At 64.8% G+C, this 17,266-nt stretch carries 15 protein-coding genes; 7 read left to right on the top strand and 8 right to left on the bottom strand.

Translation table 11 applies throughout. The features are described from left to right. Positions 1 to 36: 36 nt before the first annotated feature. Positions 37 to 552, top strand: coding sequence for a winged helix-turn-helix transcriptional regulator (locus tag BFN03_RS01385; protein WP_070377509.1), 516 nt, complete (start codon positions 37 to 39; stop codon positions 550 to 552). A gap of 78 nt (positions 553 to 630) precedes the next feature. Continuing rightward, the gene (locus BFN03_RS01390) at positions 631 to 1,227 is read left to right on the top strand and encodes a GNAT family N-acetyltransferase (RefSeq protein ID WP_070377510.1); all 597 of its coding nucleotides are present in this window, start codon (positions 631 to 633) and stop codon (positions 1,225 to 1,227) included. A gap of 25 nt (positions 1,228 to 1,252) precedes the next feature. Here the strand turns inward: BFN03_RS01390 and BFN03_RS01395 are convergent, their stop codons facing one another. Both BFN03_RS01395 and BFN03_RS01400 read right to left on the bottom strand, forming a co-directional pair. After that, complete coding sequence (locus BFN03_RS01395) at positions 1,253 to 2,026, bottom strand: site-2 protease family protein (RefSeq protein ID WP_070380505.1); 774 nt, start codon at positions 2,024 to 2,026, stop codon at positions 1,253 to 1,255. Further along, positions 2,023 to 2,676, bottom strand: coding sequence for a hypothetical protein (locus tag BFN03_RS01400; RefSeq protein WP_070380506.1), 654 nt, complete (start codon positions 2,674 to 2,676; stop codon positions 2,023 to 2,025). Before BFN03_RS01400 ends, BFN03_RS01395 begins: the two co-directional genes overlap by 4 nt. Positions 2,677 to 3,126: 450 nt before the next feature. Here BFN03_RS01400 and BFN03_RS01405 point away from each other — a divergent pair, with 450 nt between their 5' ends. Both BFN03_RS01405 and yczR read left to right on the top strand, forming a co-directional pair. After that, entirely contained in the window at positions 3,127 to 4,431 is a 1,305-nt protein-coding gene (locus BFN03_RS01405) for an adenylosuccinate synthase (RefSeq protein ID WP_070377511.1), read from the top strand. A gap of 106 nt (positions 4,432 to 4,537) precedes the next feature. Continuing rightward, complete coding sequence (yczR, locus tag BFN03_RS01410) at positions 4,538 to 6,022, top strand: MocR-like transcription factor YczR (RefSeq protein ID WP_070377512.1); 1,485 nt, start codon at positions 4,538 to 4,540, stop codon at positions 6,020 to 6,022. 48 nt (positions 6,023 to 6,070) lie between these two features. Here the strand turns inward: yczR and BFN03_RS01415 are convergent, their stop codons facing one another. Then, positions 6,071 to 7,168: a CaiB/BaiF CoA transferase family protein gene (locus BFN03_RS01415; RefSeq protein ID WP_070377513.1), complete on the bottom strand. Its 1,098-nt coding sequence runs from the start codon at positions 7,166 to 7,168 to the stop codon at positions 6,071 to 6,073. Positions 7,169 to 7,311: 143 nt separating this feature from the next. On the opposite strand from BFN03_RS01415, the gene BFN03_RS01420 reads away from it, so the two are divergent. Further along, positions 7,312 to 7,689 (top strand): VOC family protein, encoded by a 378-nt coding sequence (locus BFN03_RS01420; protein ID WP_070377514.1) that lies wholly within the window; start codon positions 7,312 to 7,314, stop codon positions 7,687 to 7,689. Positions 7,690 to 7,705: 16 nt separating this feature from the next. On the opposite strand, the gene BFN03_RS01425 is transcribed toward BFN03_RS01420, so the two are convergent. The 4 genes from BFN03_RS01425 to BFN03_RS01440 form a co-directional block, all read right to left on the bottom strand. Further along, on the bottom strand, positions 7,706 to 8,968 hold the full coding sequence (locus BFN03_RS01425; RefSeq protein WP_070377515.1) for an MFS transporter: 1,263 nt from the start codon (positions 8,966 to 8,968) through the stop codon (positions 7,706 to 7,708). Between the two features lie 39 nt (positions 8,969 to 9,007). After that, a complete protein-coding gene (locus tag BFN03_RS01430) occupies positions 9,008 to 10,516 on the bottom strand; it encodes a carboxylesterase/lipase family protein (RefSeq protein ID WP_442971857.1) in 1,509 nt (502 codons plus the stop codon). Further along, the gene (locus tag BFN03_RS01435) at positions 10,477 to 12,021 is read right to left on the bottom strand and encodes a carboxylesterase/lipase family protein (RefSeq protein ID WP_232320399.1); all 1,545 of its coding nucleotides are present in this window, start codon (positions 12,019 to 12,021) and stop codon (positions 10,477 to 10,479) included. The genes BFN03_RS01430 and BFN03_RS01435 overlap by 40 nt, the downstream gene beginning before the upstream one ends. A gap of 74 nt (positions 12,022 to 12,095) precedes the next feature. Continuing rightward, on the bottom strand, positions 12,096 to 13,529 hold the full coding sequence (locus BFN03_RS01440; protein WP_070377517.1) for a dihydrolipoyl dehydrogenase family protein: 1,434 nt from the start codon (positions 13,527 to 13,529) through the stop codon (positions 12,096 to 12,098). Between the two features lie 121 nt (positions 13,530 to 13,650). Between BFN03_RS01440 and BFN03_RS01445 the strand changes: the two genes are divergently transcribed. Beyond that, positions 13,651 to 15,015, top strand: coding sequence for an NAD(P)/FAD-dependent oxidoreductase (locus tag BFN03_RS01445; RefSeq protein ID WP_070377518.1), 1,365 nt, complete (start codon positions 13,651 to 13,653; stop codon positions 15,013 to 15,015). A gap of 43 nt (positions 15,016 to 15,058) precedes the next feature. On the opposite strand, the gene BFN03_RS01450 is transcribed toward BFN03_RS01445, so the two are convergent. Next, entirely contained in the window at positions 15,059 to 16,363 is a 1,305-nt protein-coding gene (locus BFN03_RS01450; RefSeq protein ID WP_084385459.1) for a hypothetical protein, read from the bottom strand. Positions 16,364 to 16,467: 104 nt separating this feature from the next. Between BFN03_RS01450 and BFN03_RS01455 the strand changes: the two genes are divergently transcribed. Then, positions 16,468 to 17,265, top strand: coding sequence for an FAD:protein FMN transferase (locus BFN03_RS01455; RefSeq protein WP_070377519.1), 798 nt, complete (start codon positions 16,468 to 16,470; stop codon positions 17,263 to 17,265). The last annotated feature ends 1 nt before the right edge of the window (position 17,266 follow it).

Here is a 17,266-nt window from a genome sequence, read left to right on the forward strand (position 1 = left end):
TGACTATGGATATGGCAAGTCAGGTAGGCTGACGTCATGAAAGCGGCACGACTCGACGGCCTCCTTGCTGACCGGGATGCCTGGCGCCCCACCCACTGCTCGATCGCCAAGACGATGGATGTCGTCGGAACACGATCCGCGATCCTGATCCTGCGGGAGGCCTACTACGGGACCACCCGGTTCGACGACTTCGCGCAGCGAGTAGGCATCACCGAGGCCGTCGCGGCCTCCCGCTTACGGGAGTTGACCGCCGAGGGCCTGTTCGAGCGGCAGCCGTACAAGGAGCCGGGGCAGCGGACACGGTACGAGTACGTGCTCACCGAGAAGGGTCGCGACCTGCTGCCCGCGGTGCTGGCACTGATGCAGTGGGGCGACAAGTACCTGCAGGGCGAGCGCGGCGGGCCCATCGCGATGTCGGACGACAGGTCGGGTGAACCCGTACGTGTGGAGGTACGTAGCCCGGAGCGGGAGGTCCCGCTGTCGGATCTGCGGTTGACCGCCAACTTCACCGAGGAGGAGCTGCGACGGGCGCGCGGTGAGGCGTCGCGATAGTGATAGCGGTATCGTGTCGAAATTCGTTGCGGTGGGATCGAATCGCGGTACAGACCATTGCCTTCGAGAAGGGGTTGGATGAACACTGATCACTGGCGAGAGCCGCCCACGTTGAGCGGCGAGTTCGTGTTGTTGCGTCCGACGGTGATGTCAGATGCGGAAGGGCTCGCCAGAGCGCACGACGGCGACACCTTGCGCTACTTCCCGTTCGGGATCGAATCGCAGCCGGCGAGTCGGGAAACCCTCAGGCATGCGTTGAGTTCGGGGCGTCAGACACTGACGCAAATCGATGCTCGAACGGGCGAGATCGTCGGGACGACCTCCCTGTACAACATGAGCGAACTGCATCGCCGGGTCACCATCGGCTACACGTGGGTTTCGTCTCGTGTGCGCGGAACGCCGATAAACCCGGAGGCGAAGCTACTGCTGCTCGACCACGTCTTCGGCACCCTCGATGCCGTCCGTGCCGAGTTCACGGTCGACGACCTGAACGTCCGCTCCCGCAGGGCCGTCACGGCGCTGGGGGCGAAAGAGGACGGAGCATTGCGGCGGCATGCGCGCCGGCGCGACGGAACCTGGAGAACGACGATCGTCTACTCCGTGATCGACGAAGAGTGGCCATCGGTTCGGCCCGGCCTCGTCGAACTGATACGGCGCAAGTCCACACCGCAGTAATCGTGGGCGGTGGCCCGGGCAGAGGTCAGAGCCAGAAGCGCATCAGAAGGTTGCCGACCTGTGCGTAGATCTCGGGAACCCCGGACAGTTCGAACAGGCTGTAGATGGCGTCGAAGAACACCACGTTGATCGACGGCACGAAGAGTAGCGCCACGAGGAGCAGCAGCCCGTACGCCTTGAACGGCACGAGTGCACGCCGGGTCTGTGGTGAGAGGAATGGCTCGAGTGCGCCGTAGCCATCGAGGCCGGGTACCGGGAGCAAGTTGAGCACCGTCGCCATCACTTGCAGGAACGCGAGGAAACTCAGTCCGGCCCAGAACACACGATGGTCATCCCCGAGCCCGAACAAGCGGATCACGACGAGGAGGATCACGGCGGACACGGCGTTGACTGCGGGCCCGGCCAGGGACACCCTGGCCTGCACCTTCGGCGAGAACAGCCCCGATCGAACGTAGACCGCCCCACCGGGAAGCCCGATGCCGCCGAGGGCGATGAACAGGATCGGTAGGCCGATCGACAGCATTGGGTGGCTGTACTTCAGAGGGTTGAGTGTCAGGTACCCGCGCACCTCGACGTCGGTGTCGCCGTTGCGCCAAGCGGTGTATGCGTGCGCGAACTCGTGCAGGCACAGCGTCACCACCCAGCCCGCGACGACAAGAAGAAAGACCCCGACGTGGCCGATTACCGACTGCATCTCCGCACGCCAGGCAAGTACACCGCCGGCCACTGCAACAGCGACAACGAGTAGGAAGACTGGGCTGGGGCGCACGCCGGTGGTCCGCGCCTTGGGCTGGTTCAACGGACCAGCAACCACTCTTGGTCATGCCGATAGAACGTCGACCGCACGAGTTCACGCGGGTGGGGAATTTCGTCTCTTGTCAGGACCGCAGCCGGAGATCCGAGCTGCACGGCACGACCCTGGACCCACCGACGTGGCAGCCATCGACTGCGGGGTTCGATCGAGGCCCGCAAACCCGGCATCTGCGGGGTCGGTGTGATATTGATCTTCGGTGTTGTCCCTGAGAACAGCAGGGTGTCGTCGGCGTAGGCTTCGCCGATCAGTGGGCCCCCACCAGGGCCGGTGAGGGTGGCACACCCGACAAGGGCTACACCGGCGTCGTCGCGAATGAGTGGCATTCGTTGGGCGTTTCCCTTGAGGGCGGTGCGGGCCCCGCGCGCGCCGACGGATAAATGGTAGGCATCGGTCGCATCCGAGTGCTTCTCGGCGACGTACGCGAGCTCGATGTGCAGACGTTCGGTGCGCATCAAACGGGTCAAGGTGGCGGCCAGGGCTGCGTCGGTTCCTACCACGATCAGTCGTGGGTCTGGGACTACCTGCAGTTTTGAGAAGACTTCGTCGAAGTCCTCCTTATCGGGGACGCTGGGTGCCTTGGAGGCGGAGATGGACCCCAGCGGCAGGGGAAGTGGCGCATCGCCGCATATGAGCACTACGGGGGTCAACACCACTCCTCGCCCGGATTTCCCGCCGCGATTTGCCGCAGCTTCTCTATTCTTTTGGCCATCTTAGCCTCGGCTTACATTTGTGCAGCTAAGGGGTGATCCGGGGCCGACACCAGCTGGGTAGCTCCGCTGGGAGCGAAGTGGATCGTGTCCGATTTTGTTGGTCCGCAATCGAAGCCACATGGTTGGCCGGGGTGGTGTTGCGCAGTGTGTCTGAAGATGAACCTGCGCAATGGGTTTGCCACTCCGACGAGTGGATTCCGCTGGATGATCGGGGCTGTGGTGACACATGCGCCGCCCAGCCTTCGATCGGGCTGCTGCAGTACGCCGAGGCCTGCCCCGCGCAGCCTCGGCTAGACTGTTCCTCCGGCCACTGCCTAGGAACTGCAGGACCACACAGTCGGATACGGCTGTACGTCGACCGTAGGAGACAACGTCATGCCGGCAATCGTCCTCATCGGCGCCCAATGGGGCGACGAGGGTAAGGGCAAAGCTACCGACCTACTGGGCGGACGCCTGCAGTGGGTGGTGCGTTACCAGGGCGGAAACAACGCCGGACATACCGTCGTTCTTCCGAATGGCGACAAGTTTGCTCTGCATCTGATTCCGTCCGGAATTCTCACGCCAGGTGTGACCAACGTGATCGGAAACGGCGTGGTGGTCGATCCGGGAGTGCTGCTCAACGAGCTCGCCGGACTCGAAGAGAGGGCCGTGGACACCGATCGACTGCTGCTCTCGGCGGATGCGCACCTGATCATGCCGTACCACGTAGCTATCGACAAGGTCACCGAGCGCTTCCTCGGGGCAAAGAAAATCGGCACGACGGGCCGCGGAATCGGTCCCTGCTACCAGGACAAACTTGCCCGCGTCGGGGTTCGTGTACAGGACGTGCTGGACGAGAAGATCCTCACCCAGAAGGTGGAGGCGGCGCTCGAGTTCAAGAATCAGGTACTCGTCAAGATTTACAACCGCAAGGCACTCGACCCGCAGGAGGTCGTCGACGAGGTGCTCGAGCAAGCCGATGGTTTCAAGCACCGCATCGCCGACACGAGGCTGGAATTGAACCGGGCGCTCGAACGCGGGGAGACGGTACTACTCGAAGGCTCGCAGGGCACGCTCCTCGATGTCGACCACGGCACGTACCCGTACGTGACATCGTCCAACCCGACGTCCGGTGGTGCTGCGGTCGGTTCGGGTATCGGACCCAACAAGATCACTACGGTGCTGGGCATCCTGAAGGCGTACACAACTCGCGTCGGCTCGGGCCCGTTCCCGACCGAACTGTTCGACGACAGCGGGGAATACCTCGCCAAGGCCGGCGGCGAGGTGGGAGTCACCACCGGTCGTGCCCGCCGCACCGGATGGTTCGACGCCGTGATCGCCCGTTATGCAACACGTGTCAACGGCATCACCGACTACTTCCTCACCAAGCTCGACGTGCTGAGCAGCCTCGAGACCATCCCGATCTGTGTCGGCTACGACGTCGATGGTGTTCGGCACGACGAGATGCCCATGTCGCAGAGCGACATTCACCACGCCAAGCCCATCTATGAGGAGATGCCCGGCTGGTGGGAAGACATCTCGCACGCCCGCACCTTCGACGAGTTGCCGAAGAATGCGCAGAACTACGTGCTGCGCCTCGAGGAACTGTCGGGCGCGTACATCTCCTGCATCGGCGTCGGCCCCGGCCGCGACGAGACCATCGTCCGCCGTGACGTGGTTCGGCCTGACCGAGTCCTGTAGACCCTGGCCCCGGAAAGGGTCCAATCGGAAGTATTTGGCCCTTTCTGGCGTGCACCCCTCGAAACTGGCTTTGAATTGAATAGCCAGGCGGTCGATACTGGACCCCATGATGACCCGTGTACTGGGTGCCCACTCGCTGGCCCGAGACCTCGGTAATTGGCAGGAAGAAAGCGGCCGGCGTTCCGCGGTGCGTCCGACCTACCGCGCCCTCGCCGCCGGTATCCGCCTGCTCGTGCACGACGGGCGGATACCGCCCGGAGTTGCTCTGCCGAGCGAGCGTGAACTGGCATCGGTTCTGGAGCTGAGCCGGACCACCATCACGTCCTGCTATTCGGTGCTCCGTGACGACGGGTATCTGATCAGCCGCCAGGGTTCTCGCAGCACGGTGGCACTGCCGCCCGGTGCGCGGCAGAACGGTCTGATGTTCCGAGCGCACCAACCTGATGCCGGAGGTTCGGTGATCGATCTGAGCTATGCCGCGATGGCCGCACCCGCGGAGGCGGTTGAGCAGGCGTATACGGTTGCGTTGCAATCGCTTCCGCAGTTCCTTTCGACTCATGGAATGGAACCGGTGGGCATAGACGTTTTGCGCGAGGTCATCGCGGAGCGGTATCGCGCGCGTGGTCTCGACACGTCCCCGGAACACATCATGGTCACCTCTGGGGCCCAGCACGCGCTGCGACTGCTCCTGAACGTGCTCACGGCGCCGGGGGAGCGGGTGCTGGTCGATCACCCGACCTACCCCAATGCGCTGGAGGCAATCCGCCGGGTCGGTGCTCGGCCGGTTCCGGTTCCCCTTCGTCCCGAGGCCGGGTCATCGGGCGCATGGGACCTCGCCGGTATCGGTAGTGCGGCCCGGCAGACAGCGGCCCGGATCGCGTACCTGATTCCCGACTTCCACAACCCGACCGGGCTGTGCCTCGACGCGCCGGGAAGAGCGGAACTGGTGCGGATCGCACGCGAGAACAGGATGACGCTGGTCGTGGACGAAACGATGGTCGACCTGTGGCTGGACGAGCCGTCACCAGGGCCGGTCGCGGCACACGGCAGGGGAGCAACGAAGTCCGAGGTCGTGACTATCGGTTCGACGGCGAAGTCGTTCTGGGGCGGGCTGCGCGTGGGCTGGATTCGGGCCGATCCGTCGCTGATCACCCGGCTCGTCGGAGCGCGAGCGGCCGTCGACCTCGGCACGCCGGTGATGGACCAACTGGCTGCGGCACAACTACTCACAGATTGCGGGCCCGTCCTCGAGGACCGCCGTGTGCAGCTGCGGGAACAACGCGCTGTGATGCTCGATGCTGTCGCGGCCCGGTTGCCGGAATGGGCTCCCACCAGTGGTTCGGGTGGCCTGTCGTTGTGGTTGCGGATGCCGGTACCGGTATCGACGGCGCTGGCCGCGGCCGCCCCGAGTTTCGGAGTACTGCTTGCGGCGGGATCTCGATTCGGCGTGGACGGCGCGTTCGAGCGGTTCGTCCGACTGCCGTACGCGCGGACGTCGGACGAGCTACGCCAGGGTGTCGAGGGAGTCGCGGCGGCGTACGAGACGCTGTCGGTGGGCCGTGAACTCGCGGAGCCGTCCCTGGTCGTCTGAGGTGAGCGGCAGGCACCTTGCGTGTATCCCTACCGCTCACCAGGAGTTTCACGCCCAGACGGAGTCGATGTCGACGGGCTCGCGGGGCGGCGGCGTGGGCGTCCCGGCCGGAGTTCGCGAGAACCGGGGTGCCGGCGCGTGCTGAGTGACCCCGTCGAGTTCGATCAGCGAGCCCCTGGCCCCGAGATGCTCGTTGGAGGGTGCCTCGGCGAAGGTCAGGACCGGGGAGACGCATGCGTCGGTGCCGAGGAAGATCGCCGTCCACTCGTCGCGCGTCTTCGACAAGAATTTCTCCGCAAAGACCTTCTTGACCTGCGGCCACGTCGACTTGTCCATCTGGTGAGGCAGATCGGCCGGATCGAGTTCGAGACCCTGCAGCAGCAGAGCGTAGAACTGCGGTTCGATCGAACCGACGGCCATGTACTTGCCATCGGACGTCTCGTACGTGTCGTAGAACGGGGCGCCGGTGTCGAGGAGATTGACGCCGCGCTCGTCCGACCAGATACCTCGTCCGCGGAACGCCCACATCATGTGCGACAGCGCCAGGGCGCCATCGACCATCGCCGCATCCACGATCTGGCCCTTGCCCGACGTTTGGCGTTCCACCAAAGCTGACAGTATCCCGAAGATCAGGAACATCGATCCGCCGCCGAAGTCGCCGACCATGTTCAGCGGCGGTATCGGACGTTCACCCTTGCGGCCGACGGCGTTCAGGACACCGGTCAGCGAAATGTAGTTGATGTCGTGGCCGGCGGCTCCGGACAGCGGGCCTTCCTGCCCCCATCCGGTCATACGGGCGTACACCAGTCGTTCGTTGCGGGCGAGGCAGACGTCGGGGCCCAAACCCATGCGTTCGGTGACGCCGGGGCGGAAGCCTTCGATGACGACGTCCGCACGCTCGATCAGCCCGAGAACCTTCTCGATCTGCTCGGGGTCCTTCAGATTGGCCTCTACGACGCGGCGGCCACGCTGAATCTGGTCGTACGGTCCGTCCGGCGGAATGCTGCCCGGGCGCTGAACACACACCACGTCGGCACCGAGGTCGGCCAGGAGCGTCGCGGCATGCGGACCCGGTCCGAGGCCGGCGAATTCGACCACGCGAACGCCCGCGAGCGGGCCCTTCTTCTCTGTAGCTGGATCAGACACGCTTCAATCCCCATTCCGGTACGAGAAAGTCTTGTCGAACAGACGTTAACGCGCACGGCCGAAGTTGTGCCTGGAACACGTAGTGGCGTTCCTCCACCCGAACGTTCTTGCGTGTTCGGGTTTGTGCGGAGCAGAGTTAATTCATGAGACTTCAGGGTGATCTCGTCAGTTTCGTGGCCTGCACCGACCTCGACGTCGCCGAGATGTTCTATGTGGAGACCCTGGGGCTCAGGCTCGTTTCTCGCGACGAATTCGCACTTGCGCTCGATTGTGAAGGGTCTCTGCTGCGGGTAACGCTGGTGCAGTCGAAAGCAGATGCCGGCTACACGGTGCTCGGGTGGAAGGTTGGGGACTTGAACGCTGCGGTCGAGTCGCTTCGCGGCAAGGGCATCGAGTTCACCGAGTATCGGGGGGTAGTTCAGGACGATCATGCTGCCTGGCGGGCGCCGGACGGTATTCGCGTCGCGTGGTTTCGGGATCCGCATGGCAACGTGCTCGCGTTGTTCGAGGAACCGGGCTGAATCAGGAAGGCTGCGGTCAGGAAGGCTGCGGCTTCTTCGAGTTCGATGAACTCGGCACGGTGTCAGCGATATCGGCGGTTTCCGGTACCCCGACGGCAAAGACGATCAGAGCCAGGATCGCGATTCCGGAGAGCACGAGCAGTGCCACGTGAAATCCGTCGGCGTCGGCGACGAATCCCGCCAAAGCGGGGCTGAGTGCGGCCCCGATTCCCTGGATGGTGGTGGCAGCCCCGAGTGCGAGGTTGAAGTGGCCGGTGCCCCGGGTGAGGTCGGCGACCACGAGGACGAACATCGCACCGTAGATGCCCGCGCCGACACCGTCGAGGATCTGGATGGATATGACGTACAGCGGAAAGTCGCCCAATGCGAACAACACTCCACGTACCGGCAGAACGAGGAATGCGGCGAGGAAGATGGGTTTGCGGCCCCAGTCCTGACCGTGTTTGGCGATCATCACCGCCATCGGAATCATGACCAACTGCGCGACGATGATCAGCGCGGCCTGGAACAGTGCGCCGGTTCGCGCATCCTGCTGGGCTAGTTCCTGACCGGTGAGTGGCAGCATCGCGCCGTTGGCGAGTTGCCACAGCATCGTCGCCGCGCACAACGCCAGGAGCGGACGCGAATGCAACAGGACGCCGAACCCCGAGGGCTTCCTCTGACCACTGTGGGTGGTGGGACTGCTGGGGGTGAGTCCGCGTGCAACATCGTTGTTGATGAGCCGTGGGTTGATCATCAGTGTGATGGCGGCGACCAGGATTGTGGCGATGCCGGCGAACCAGAAGCCGGCCCTGATCGTGATCAGATAGCCGGCGGCGCCGAAGATAACGGCACCGACCACGTTTCCAGCGTGATTGAAGGCAGCCATCCGTCCGGTGCGGTAGGTGTAGGCGGCCGAGCCAACCAATCCGAGCGCGATCGCGGCGATAGCCGGTGGGAACACCGTGCCGGCGATTCCGGTCGCCAGTTGTGCGGCCGCAATCACCGAGTAGCTCGGATTGACGGTGATCGTGAAGGCGCCGAGTCCGGTCGCCAACGCGGCCAGGATGATCAGGGTGCGTTTGTGTGGCGTCTTGTCGACCAGGGCGCCGATCGGTGTCTGCACAATCAGGCCGACCAGACCGCCGACGGTGAGGGCCAACCCGATGTCGGAGGTGCTCCAGCCCGGTACGGTCAGCAAGTAGATGCCGAGGAATGGGCCGAGCCCGGACTGTACGTCGGCGAGGAAGAAGTTGAGCCCGTCCAGCGCGCCCAACGATCGGCCCAGTGACTGTGTCACGCGGCCAGTATGCGCCGCACCGCGGGTTCAAGCGATCGCTTACCGCTGGTGCGCGTAGCCTATCCAGGCTCGTCGAACCTCACCCCGTGGGTCGCTCTCGATCCGGCATACTTCGTCGATGATGAGCGTCTCTCGGCGCTCGGGCGAATACCGGGGCCACCCGGGAGCAGGAGTCCCATACCTGGCGAAGTGCAACCAATGCGACTGGACCGTATCGGTGACGGACGCCAGCCCACCTCGTCCTCCCAGCAGGGTCAGTGCGCGCGCCGAGAGACCTGCGGGACCGAACACCGCGACCAGCTCCGTAGCATGCGTTGCCCCCAAGCCGAGGACTCGAAGAAGACGGGGTGCGAAGTCGTACCGGTAGCTGTAGGTCGGCGCCACGGCCGCATGGCCTTGGGCGCACAGAATCGACGGCTCCCAGAAGGACACGTCACCACCGAGCGCGGTTGCCGCTTGCCGGCCGGGGTAACCGGAGTAGGCGGCGAGGACTCGGTCCTTCACTGCGCGGTCCACGTGCGAAAACATCTTCTCGATCCGGGTGGGATTGGTCGGCAGGATGTCGTGCAATCGGGGGAAGATCGTGCCTTCATCGCGGTTCGTGCCAATGATGAGCGCAACCGGGTGTCCGGATCCGGAGGCAAAGCTATCGAGTGGGTGTGAGGGGAGAAAGACCCCGTCGACGACGGGGGCGAATACCCGGGTTCCAGGTTCCTCGTCGGCACCCCGATTCGCCAGCGTGGTGCCCACTTCGACGAATTCGGAGGGATCGGCTGTCTCGAGCCAGGTCCCGGCACCGGATCGGGAAACTCCGGCAATCTCGAGTAGCTCACGCGCCCACCGTGCAGCCCGCTCGACGGAATAGGCGGACGCGGCCGGAGGGCTCTGAGCGATCGCCCGGGCGAACAGGCCCTTGGCGGCGGGTGTGGCCATCAGTGTGGTGACGGCGTTGGCTCCTGCGGATTCGCCGAAGACGGTGACGTTGTCGGGGTCGCCTCCGAATTCGGCGATGTTGCGCCTCACCCATTCGAGGGCGGCCACCTGGTCGCGCAGTCCGAGGTTGGAGTCGAAAGGTCTTTCCGGGGTGGAGTATTGGGTGAAGTCGAGGTAGCCGAGTGCGCCGAGGCGGTAGTTGATGGACACGTAGACGATGTCGCCGCGACGAGCGAGCGAGCGGCCGTCGTACAGGGACGACGCCGAGGAGCCACCCGAGTAGGCGCCGCCGTGGACGAACACCATCACCGGCCGCGGTGTATCCGACGGTTGGGCGGGCGCAAGCACATTCAGCGTCAGGCAGTCCTCGCTTGCCGATGACATGCCGCGCTGAGGTGCCCGGAACCCGAAGTCGACGGCTTGCCGGACCCCCGACCACGACTTGGCCCGTTGCGGGGCTCGCAACCTCAACGCCCCGACCGGTGGCGCGGCATACGGAATGCCGCGCCACGCGATCAGGTCGCCCTCTCGGCGGCCGCGGAGGGTGCCGGTGTCTATATCGACCTGAGGTGTGCTCACGGGGTCTTCCCGTTGTAGCCCGAGTACCCCTCCCATGCCAGCCGCCTCTCTCGTCGCGGGTCATCTCGCACTGTGGTCACTGCGTCGAACACGAACGTTGCTCTTCTCTTCGTGTCGTACCGGGGCCACGACGCCAAAGGTTTGCCCGAGGTAGCGAAGTGCAACCAGTGGCGTTGAACGGTGTCCGTGACTGTCCGTAGCCCTCTTCGACCGCCCGGAAAGGTGAGTCCTCTGCCGAAGAGGGTGTCGGCGATATCGAACACGGCGAACAGTTCGAACCCGTGAGTGGCGTCGAGTCCGAGCCACTTCATCGAACGCGGAGCGAAGTCGAAGCGGTAGCTGTAGGTGGGGGCATACGCGGAATGTGCCTGCGTCAGGTCGAGCGACGGTTTCCAGAAGGTCAGGTCGCCCCCCAGGTTCACGGCCGCGTCCGGTTCCGGGTAGCCCAGGTATGCCGCGGTGACACGGGTCTCGGCCGCGGGGTCGGTCAGCGCGAACATCCGGCCGATCCGGTCGGCATCCGTCGGAAGCGCGTCCAGGAACTTCGAGAACAGTGTGCCCTCACGGGCGTTGGTTCCGATGATCATCGGAACCCGGTGCGCGGATCCATCGGCGAACGCATCGAAGGGTGACTTCGGTAGGAAGTCGCCGTCGATCACGGGGCCGAACGGGTGCAGTCCCGGTGTCTCGGAAGCCACCTTCGTAGCGAGCCGATCGCCGACCTTGCCCAGTGCGCTGGGGGGAAAGGTGCTCAGCGCTTCGGCGGCATGCGCGTCGTCGGTGCCGAGCAGCGACATGTAGTCCGATGCCCACCCCGCGGCCCGATCGGCCGTGGTGACGAGGCCGGGGGCCGAACTCTGAGCGATCGCCCGGGCGAACAGGCCCTTGGCGGCGGGTGTGGCCATCAGTGTGGTGACGGCGTTGGCTCCTGCGGATTCGCCGAAGACGGTGACGTTGTCGGGGTCGCCTCCGAATTCGGCGATGTTGCGCCTCACCCATTCGAGGGCGGCCACCTGGTCGCGCAGTCCGAGGTTGGAGTCGAAAGGTCTTTCCGGGGTGGAGTATTGGGTGAAGTCGAGGTAGCCGAGTGCGCCGAGGCGGTAGTTGATGGACACGTAGACGATGTCGCCGCGACGAACGAGCGACTGGCCGCCGTACAACGCGGTGGCGGACATCCCCATCGCGTACGCGCCTCCGTAGATGAACACCATGACCGGTCGCGACGCCGACGTGCCGGGCTTTGCCAGCACGTTGAGCGTCAGGCAGTTCTCGCTACTCGGCTGGTACTTGCCCGGTCGCAGCATGGTGAACTTCTTGTTCTGGACGGGGGCGTCGCCGAACTCGCGGGCGTCGAGCTCCCCTGACCACGGCGTGACCGGCTGGGGTGCCCGTAGGCGGAGAGAGCCGACAGGAGGTGCCGCGTAGGGAATTCCCCGCCACGTAACCAAGTCGCCGACACGCTTGCCGCGCACCAGTCCCTCGTTTGTCTTCACAAGTGTGTCGGTTGTGAGCATGCCGGTCGTCGAAGTGCTGGGCGTCATATGGGCGACTATACGAAGGCGGGCTGGGGTTCGCGCTACTTCAACCCCATGTTCGACCTCATGCCCGGACGTTTCTAACGTCGCGCCTCCAATAACCGCAGCCACACCTCGCTGACGGTCGGAAACGACGGAACCGCGTGCCACAGCGTCTCGAGCGGCACTTTCCCGACCAAGGCGATAGTGGCGGCATGGAGGAGTTCGGCCACTTCCGTGCCCGCGAAGGTCGCCCCGACCAGGGTGTCGGATGCTGCATCTACCACGAGTTTGGCGTGTCCGCTGAAGTCGTCACGCGACAACGATGACCCCGCGACAGCGATGTCGAGCTCAACCGTGTCTACGTCCCACCCCGAGTCCCGTGCCTGTTTCTCGGTGATCCCGACGGCCGCGATCTCGGGGTCGGCGAACACCACTTGGGGTACCTGCTCACTATCGGCGGACGCCCGGAAGCGGGATCCTTCAGTGGGCCTGGACTCTGCGCGCGCCGCGATAACGTCGCCGCAAATTCTCCCCTGATACTTGCCCATGTGGGTGAGCAGGGCACGGCCATTGACATCTCCCACGGCGTACAGCCAGCCGTTCGCTGTGGTCAGATGGTCGTCGGTGACGAGGAAACCGCGAGCGTCGAGCAAACTCGGGTCGAGACCGAGCTCGGAAGTCGCGGGGGTGCGTCCCGTCGCGACCACGATCTCGTCTACCACGATCGGATCGTGGCCGGTCACATCGAGGATCGCCGTACCCCCGTGGATGGAGCCGACACCAGTGTCCCGGGGGTTGGCTCGTTCGACGCCGCGTAAGCCGGCATCGAACAGGATCCGGGCCCCCTTCCGCTCGAGCGAGCGGGTCACGAGTTCTCCGGCGAAGGGCTCGTTTTTTGAGAGTAATCCGTCGCCGCGCACCACCATCGTCAATTCCTCGACACCCAGATCGAGCAGCCAGGTTGCGCTCTCGCACGCCACCACACCGCCGCCGATCACCGCAACCCGGCGCGGGATCTCCTTCAGGTTGGTGGCGTCCCGTGACACCCACGGCAGCGCCCGCCGAAGGCCGGGAATATCGGGGATCGTTGCCGTCGTCCCGGTGGCGACGACGACAGCGTGCCGAGCCCGAAGGGAGCGTGACTCTCCGACCATGACGGTCCGTTCACCCGTGATCCGCGCAGCCCCGCGGATCACGTCGATTCCTTGCGAGTCGGCCCACATCACCTGCGACGAGTCGTCATGGTTGTTGGTGAACGAGTCCCGGCGAGCGAGGATCGCGTTCACGTCGAGAGCGCCCGACGACACGCCCGGCATGTTGTTCGATGCACCGAGAACCTGGCCCGGTCGCAAGAGCGCCTTGCTGGGTATGCACGCCCAGTAGGAGCATTCTCCGCCGACGAGTTCGTGCTCGATCATGGCAACCGTCCGGTCGCTGCCTGCGATGGCGTAACTCGCGGCATTCTCACCCGCGGATCCACCGCCGATCACGATGACGTCGAATTCGTCCATGCCGCCCACGGTCTCGGTCATAGTCACAACGGTATTCCGGTCGGAGGCGGTGTCGCAGAGTTTCCGGGTGGCAGTCTCGCATGGTCACGTGTGCGGTTCCTTCCTCACACATGGAACTCCCAGTTGGTGTAGGACTGGACCCATGCCGTCCGCGCAGGAGTCCTCGTCCGTCCGTGTGAAGCGGCCGTGGCCGCGCGTGGTCATCCTCGGGGGTGGATTTGCGGGGATCTACGCGGCCCGGCGGTTGCGCAACGCAGACGTGGACATCACCCTTCTCGATCGTGGAACCAGCCACGTCTTCCAGCCCCTGCTCTATCAGTGTGCGACCGGGCTTCTGTCCGAAGGGGAGATCAGCAGCCCATTGCGCCATTTGCTGCGGGGGCATCGCAACGTGCACGTCGCACTCGGAGAGGCGCGTTCGATCGACCCCGACGCCAAAGTGCTGACAGCGAGTCGATTCGACGGTTCCGCCTTCGATTTGCACTACGACTACCTGATCGTCGCCGTCGGGATGCGTCAGGCGTACCACGGCCACGACGAGTACATCCAATGGGCGCCGGGCATGAAGACGGTCGACGACGCCCTGGCCATCCGACGCAAGCTGATTTCCGCGTTCGAAATGGCTGAATCGCTGCCGACCGCGCGGGAGCGTCGACCGTGGCTCACTTTCGCCGTCGCGGGTGGCGGGCCGACCGGAGTCGAGATGGCGGGGCAGATCCGGGAACTTGCGACGCACTCCCTTGCTCACGAGTTCCGATCGATAGATCCGAGCGAGGCACGGGTGCTGCTTTTTCACGGCGGCGACCGCGTTCTCGAGTCTTTCGATCGGAAACTCTCTGCGGCTGCGCAGAAGACGCTCGACAAGGTTGGTGTCGAAACGCATCTCGGGGTTCATGTCACCGATGTGTGCGAGACCGGCATCGAGACCACATCCGCCGACGAGGCGCACACCAAGAAGCGGTACGAGGCGCGCACGGTCCTCTGGACGGCTGGGGTGGAGGCAGTGCCCTTCGCCGCCCATCTTGCAGATGCTTTGGGTGCGAAGCAGACTCATGGCGGGCGGATCGAGGTCGAACCAGATCTGACCGTGCCGGGCCACCCCGATATCTGGGTGGTCGGTGACCTGATGTCACTGGACGAACTTCCCGGTGTGGCCGAAGTGGCGATGCAGAGCGGCAAGTATGTCGGCGGCCGTATCGCAAAGACGGTGGCCGGAGGCAAGCCCGACCGGAAACCATTCAAATACCGTGATTTCGGGAGTGCGGCCTACATCGCGCGCAGGCACGCGCTACTGCAGGCTGGTCCGATTCGGATATCCGGATTCGCAGGCTGGGTGTCGTGGGGAGTCATTCACATCGCGTTCCTCGCTGGGTACCGCAACCGGTTCGGCACCCTCCTCAACTGGGCAACCACCCTGGCTACCGGATCGCGCCGCGAGCGTGCGATCACCTACGGCGATCCGGAGTCGGCACGTCAGCCCTACGCGGATCCGTCGTCCGAATCCTGAGAGTCGTTTCAGCGCCACGCGTTTCGCTGGCGATGGAAGACCGCTACCAGCTTCGTGCGCTCAGCCCATGTCGGGCGAGTGCGCCTTCCGCCCGGTCCCGCAATGCCGCGCTGCCCGGGCTGTCGAGCGACTCGAGTGCCAGTGTGTAACGGCCTCCGAACCTACTGAGGTAGGCCGACAGCCGGGTCCTGCTGTGGGCCACTCCCGGGTGTACCGCACGGGTAGCGATCCCGGTGGTTCGGTGACCTTCGATTGATTCGAGAACGTCGGGTAGCGGTCCGATGTTGGAACACAACACGTCCCGTTCGCCGGGATTCCCCGTGAGGGCGTGCGCCACACGATCCGGAACCAGTTGGAGCATCTCCTCCGGGAATCCGGCAGGGCTCGTCATCGGCGGAGAGGAGAAGGCTGTGCGACTAGCGGCGCGAATATCCGCGACGGTGTCCTGTGGACGGATGTCAACCTCGACCATGGCGACGGAGTTCGCAGTAGCGTCCGGACTGCGGCGAGGTTGAAGGTCCATGGGCACGCTGACCTTCAGTGACCCCGATTCTCCGTCTTGCCTGGCCGTTTCGGCCGCGATCGACAGGAACAGACTGTTCGCGGTTCCACCGGCCCGCTCGGCGGCAGTATCCCACTGCTCGGCGTCCACCTCCAGAACCGCGGACACGGGCGAACGGTGCGCTGGGGCTGAACGAGCTGTGGCTCCGGAGAGTGCGCTGTCTCCGGTGTGCATGAAGCTGCGGAGTTCGGCCCTGCGCCGTCTGCTCACCATCAGGCCTGCGACCGCGCGCGCCGTTCCTGTCGTCACCCGGCGAGTGAGCTGGGCGGCATCGCGTATATCGGCGGCTGCACCACCGCCTACGCATCTGCCGTCTCCTTCGACGTTATCCTGCAGCGCCGCTGCTGTCTCACCCTGCAGCGCCGCTGCGATTGCCACTGCCAGCCCTCGAGCATCCGCGATTACGTGGGAGCAGACCAGCGACAAGGCCGTCCCCCCGCCCTCGAGGCGCGCACACGCGAGCCGCCAACCGGGACCGTGCTCAGGGTTCACAGGCATGCAACCCTGCTTATCTGCCCAGGCGAGGACCGCTTCCGGATAGATCTCGGAGTAATTCACCGGGAACGAAGCGGTGCTCGGTTCGAAGCGGGGCCGCGCACCGGGGATCCATGGGCGGACCACCCGCCTGCCCAGCGGTCCATGTGCCAGGACCGTGAGCAGCGCTTCGAGGGTTGACTCCTCGACCCGTGCGTCGGTTCTCCACAAACCCTGCATCACGATCGGGGTACCCCATCCCCGATGGCTGCGCAGGAACATCTCGTCGACGACGCTCAAACGGGCGCTCACCAGCGAAGTGTACGACTTACCGGGAAAAATCGCACCGGTCGGTCTGGTGAAACGGGCGCATACTGGAACTGCAGCGTTGGTTCGGACCGCACACGGAGTACACCATGGTTGGCGTCGATAAGTGGAAGGTGTGGGGTTCCGTCGTGGAAGTCGACGTCACCGAGACCGCTGCCCTTCCCGAAGCTGCCGCACTGATCGCAGGTGTCATCGACGAGGTCGAATCGCTTTGCGACATCCACCGCGGCGATGCCGAGATCCACGCCGTCAATCTCTCGCAGGGTGCACCGGTAAAGGTCAGCCGGCGGATGTCCGCACTCCTGCGCTCGGCGCTGTGGGTGGCCCGCATGACGGACGGTGCCGTGAACCCGCTCACCTCCGAACTTGCTGACGACGACCTCGTCCCGCCAGTGCATCCGTCACCGAGCTTCCTCGATGTCCAGATCGACGACGACGTGGTGTTCGCTCCGTGGGGGGCGTCGTTCGACATCACCGATACGGCGAAGGCGGACACCGTAGATCGAGCGGCCGACTTGGTCGCCCGAGAACTCGAATGCGGGGCGGCGGTGCGAATCGGTGACGTGATCGCGACGGCTGGGCATTGTCCTGCCGGCGGTTGGCAAATTCCCGTACCGGGTGACGGCGAGATCGAGTTGCCGAACGGGACCGCGATGGCGACGGCATTCGCGCCCACGGCCACTGAACCGTCCGTCGCCGCCGAATCTGCCGCCGACACCGAATGGGACGCGGTGACTGTAATCGCCAACGATGCACTCTGGGCGTATGGCGCTGGTGTTGCTGCTCTCGATCGTGGGATCGGTGCGATCCGATGGATCGAGCAGCATGAACTCCGCGCGCGGTTTGTGGATCGTTCGGGTCGCGTCCACACCACGAAGAGTTGGTGAA

The sequence above is a fragment of the Rhodococcus sp. WMMA185 genome (assembly GCF_001767395.1).
Lineage (GTDB): Bacteria > Actinomycetota > Actinomycetes > Mycobacteriales > Mycobacteriaceae > Rhodococcus_F.